The organism is Bacillus sp. LR--39 (assembly GCF_053613335.1).
The window spans coordinates 1-1,183 of record NZ_JBSIOT010000259.1; the positions used below are offsets into that span (position 1 = coordinate 1).

Annotated in this window: 2 protein-coding genes; both read right to left on the reverse strand. The window is 48.1% G+C overall.

Annotation, left to right across the window (positions count from 1 at the left end):
- Nucleotides 1-413, reverse strand: a 413-nt coding sequence (locus tag ACWHAR_RS22310; protein WP_452087861.1) for an MFS transporter, incomplete at its 3' end; no start/stop codon positions are given.
- A gap of 103 nt (nt 414-516) precedes the next feature.
- Nucleotides 517-1,182, reverse strand: a complete 666-nt coding sequence (locus tag ACWHAR_RS22315; protein ID WP_452087862.1) for a CidB/LrgB family autolysis modulator — start codon at nt 1,180-1,182, stop codon at nt 517-519.
- Nucleotide 1,183: the final 1 nt, after the last annotated feature.

The following is a 1,183-nucleotide window of genomic DNA, read 5'->3' on the forward strand; positions in this document are numbered from 1 at the left end:
CGGATTCCGCCGTAGTTGCCGTTTGTTTCTTGTGTGTACCTTAGTGAAATGCTGTCCGAAAGTGGAATAATCGTGCTTTGAAAGGCTGCAAAACAGGCCGCAATCAAAATAAACAGAGGGAAACCGTCAAACGCAATATAGGCTAATCCAATGATGCCTGTGATTGATGTGCAAACCGCCAGCAGGCCTTTCGTTTTTTGCGTATAGTCGCTCAGCATGCCCCAAAACGGCTGAAAGAAAATCATCACAATCGGGCCCAGCGACATGATCAAGCCGACCTGTGATCCGCTTAAATGCTGTTCCTTCGTTAAATACATACTGAGTAAGGGAATCATGCTGCCCGTACCGAGAAAAGCAAACAAATAAAATCCTTTTAACGCGGCGTAATACCGCCTCACCTGCAAGTTGTGCATCAGGGTGCCTCCTTTGGTATCCACAAAATACATTATATTGGAATTCGCCAGCTTTTCAATAAGGGGAAGCACATAAAAAAACTGCCCTCGAGAGGACAGTTTTTTACATAAATGAAAGCAAAAACGGCGCCGCGCAAAGCGTCATAATCGCAGCTAAGATCATCGATACGCTGGAAATCGTGCCGGACACAGAGCTAAGCTCAAATGCCTTTGACGTTCCCGCTCCGTGCGCGCTTGTGCCGAGCAGCACGCCCCGCGCGATTTCGTTATCAATGCGGAAATAACGGATGACCATCGGACCGATCACTGTGCCGAGCAAAGCGGTTAAAATCACAAACACGGCTGTGACGGCAGGCATTCCGCCGATCATTTCAGATACGTTCATCGCGATCGGCGTTGTCACTGATCTCGGGACGAGGCTGTCAATTAAGCCGGTGCCGAGGTGAAGCCATTTCGCAATAAGAGCGGTAGAAATAATCGCGATGCATGAACCGACGGCCACATTCAAAATAATTTCCACTGCGTATTTCTTTAAAACAGGGAAATATTTATATAGCGGGATCGCGAATGCCACGGTGGCCGGCTGTAGCATATCGGTCAGCAATCCGCCGCCGAGATTATAGGACTCGTACGGGACATTCACCAGCAGCAGCAGACCGACTAACACGGCGGGCGTCACCAATAGCGGAGACGTATAAACACGCGGAAAGCGTTGATATACCTTTTTTGCTCCTAAATACACCAAAACCGTTAAAAACAAACTTACAATT